A 3,166-nucleotide genomic window follows, 5' to 3' on the forward strand; every position below is an offset into this window, starting at 1 on the left:
CCCCCGCTCCACGGTCTTGAAAGAAGATCCCCTTCACGGCCCTCAGCATCACAAACAACCTCGGGCGTTCGCCGGCAATTTAACCGTTAGGTGCTATTTCCCTGAACGAGAAGTTGGCACTGCGGAGGCTGGGTATACCCTCACGAGACCGTCACCCGCCTGGACGGCGGGTGACGAGCCTACATGGATGTATTTACGGCGTGTCTCACACCGGTATACCCAGCCGGAGCATCACATGCGAAGCGCCTGTAATAGGAGACACACATTGGAGAAACCCACCCCAAACCCGTAGAATATTGCACCCACTGTCGAGAGCTGTAACGACCCAGATGATACCGAGCATACGCCACACCTCCCCCGTCCAGAGCCGCTACCTCGCGTTTATTGAGGCCCTGCGCCAATCCGACTTTCAGGGCGATCTGAACCCGGACTACGCCAACCGCACCGTGCTGGCGACCGACAACTCCATCTACCAGGTCCTGCCCCAGGGCGTCATCTACCCCAAAAACGTGGACGACCTGGTGATCCTGGCCCGGCTCAGCGACCAGCCCGATTATCAGGACATCGTCTTGAGCCCCCGCGGCGGCGGCACCGGCACCAATGGCCAGTCCCTCACCGACGGACTGGTGGTGGACACCTCCAAATACATGAACCAGATCCTCGAAATCAACGTCGAGGAGCGCTGGGCGCGGGTCCAATGCGGCGTGGTGAAAGACCAGTTGAACGCGGCCCTCAAGCCCCACGGACTGTTCTTCGCCCCGGATCTGTCCACCAGCAACCGGGCCACCATCGGCGGCATGATCAACACCGACGCCTCCGGCCAGGGCTCCTGCCGCTACGGCAAAACCCGGGACCACGTGCTGGAGCTGCGCACCGTATTGCTCGACGGCAGCGACTGGACCTCCCGCCCCATGGACGACGCCGAGCTGACCGAGGTCAGCCAGCGCGAGGATCGCGTGGGCGAGGTACACAAGGCACTCAATCAGATTCACACCGACCACGCCGAGCTGATCGACGCCAAATTTCCCAAGCTCAATCGCTGCCTGACCGGCTACGATTTTGCCCATGTGCGCACACCCGAAGGTCGCTTTGATCTGAACAGCGTGCTGTGCGGCAGCGAAGGCACCCTGGGCTTTATCGCCGAGGCCAAGCTCAACCTGCTGCCCATCCCCAAGGTCTCCGCGTTGGTGAATGTTAACTACCGGGACTTTAACGCGGCGCTGCGCGATGCCACCGAGCTGATGAAAGCCGAACCCACCGCCATCGAAACCGTGGACTCGAAGGTGCTCAATCTGGCGATGAACGACATCGTCTGGCACAGCGTGTCCGAGTTCTTTCCGCCAGCGGAGAGCGGCGAGCCGATTCAGGGCATCAACCTGGTGGAGTACACCGCCGACAGCGAGGAAGAACTGGAAGCCGCGGTCAAAGCGCTGACCGATCAACTGGATGCCGACACCGATGTCAGTAAAGGCCGCTTGGGTTACAGCCTCGCATGGGGTTCGGCGTCGGTCGCAAAAATCTGGGCCATGCGCAAAAAATCCGTGGGCCTGTTGGGCAATGCCGAAGGTGAAGCCCGTCCCATTCCCTTCGTGGAAGATACCGCTGTGCCGCCGGAAAACCTGGCCGACTTCATCATGGAGTTCCGTCAGGTACTGGATGAGCGAGGCATGACCTACGGCATGTTCGGCCATGTGGACGCGGGAGTACTCCACGTGCGCCCCGCCATCGACATGAAAGATCCGGAACAGGAAGCCCTGATCCGCCCGATCACCGACCAAGTGGTTGAGCTGGTCAAAAAATACAAAGGCCTGCTCTGGGGCGAACACGGCAAGGGCGTGCGCGCCGAATACGCGCCGGAATTTTTCGGCGAACTCTACCCGCAGTTGCAACGACTGAAAGCCGCCTTCGATCCGCGCAATCAGTTGAATCCGGGCAAAATTGCCACGCCCGCGCCGGAGTTGGAACTGCTCAAAATTGACGGCGTCACCACCCGCGGTCAGCAGGACCGGAAAATTCCGGTGCAGGTCTGGGAAGGTTACAGCGAGGGCATGCACTGCAACGGCAATGGTCAGTGCCACAACTGGAACCCCAACGACGCCATGTGCCCCTCCTGGAAAGGCACGCGCCTGCGCACCCACACCCCCAAAGGTCGGGCCTCATTGGTGCGCGAGTGGCTCAAGCAGTTGAGCGAGCGGGACGTGAACGCGATCGAGGAATCCGAAGCGACGCGCCAGCAGTCGTTCCTGTTGAACCTGCCGACGCGCATCAAAAACACCATTGGCAAAAAGCGCGGCGAATACGACTTTTCCCACGAAGTCCACGAGTCCATGATGGGCTGTCTGGCCTGTAAGTCCTGCACCGGTCAGTGCCCCATCAAGGTGGACGTACCCAGCTTCCGCAGCAAGTTTCTGGAGCTGTATTACGGTCGCTACCTGCGCCCATTGAAAGATTATTTTATCGGCGGGCTGGAATTTATGGTGCCCACCTTGTCCAAAGTGCCCTGGCTGTACAACGGCCTGATGAAGCCCCGGTTTATGCAGGCCCTCATGGCCAAAGTGGCCGGCATGGTGGACAGCCCGCTGCTTACCGGCGTCTCCCTGGACAACGAACTGCAGACACGCAAAATCCGTTACGCCAGCGCCCAGAATATTGCGGCGCTCACTCAAGAGCAGCGGGATAAAGCGGTAATTCTGGTGCAGGACGCCTTCACCAGCTATTTTGAAACCCAGTTGGTATTGGACAGCCTCGACCTGCTGACCAAGCTGGGCTTCACGCCGCTGGTGGCTCCTTTCAAACCCAACGGCAAACCACTCCACGTCCACGGTTTCCTCGGCCCCTTCGCCAAGGCGGCGGTGAAAAACGCCGAGCACCTGAACGATCTCGCCCGCAGTGGTATTCCTCTGGTGGGACTGGAGCCGTCCATGACCCTCGCTTATCGCAGCGAGTACCAGAAGGTGTTGGGCAAAGAGGCGCCTGAGGTGGCCCTGTTGCAGGAGTGGCTGGCAGAGCAGAAAGCGCAGCTCGAAACGCGCGCGGATTTGTTGCAGCCGGGGGATTATTCCCTGTTGGCCCACTGCACGGAAAAAACCAACGCGGCCGGATCGATCAAGGATTGGCAGGCAGTGTTCGGTGCCTTGGGGCAGACACTGACGGTAATCGACACGGG

Annotated in this window: 1 protein-coding gene; it reads left to right on the forward strand. The window is 60.2% G+C overall.

Annotated features, from left to right (window positions below; translation table 11 throughout):
• Positions 1 to 329 precede the first annotated feature (329 nt).
• Positions 330 to 3,166: D-2-hydroxyglutarate dehydrogenase YdiJ (ydiJ, locus tag B3520_RS09105; protein WP_286875893.1), on the forward strand; the 2,837-nt coding region annotated here is incomplete at its 3' end.

The organism is Marinimicrobium sp. UBA4509, assembly GCF_002388575.1.
Classification (GTDB): Bacteria; Pseudomonadota; Gammaproteobacteria; order Pseudomonadales; family Cellvibrionaceae; genus Marinimicrobium; species Marinimicrobium koreense.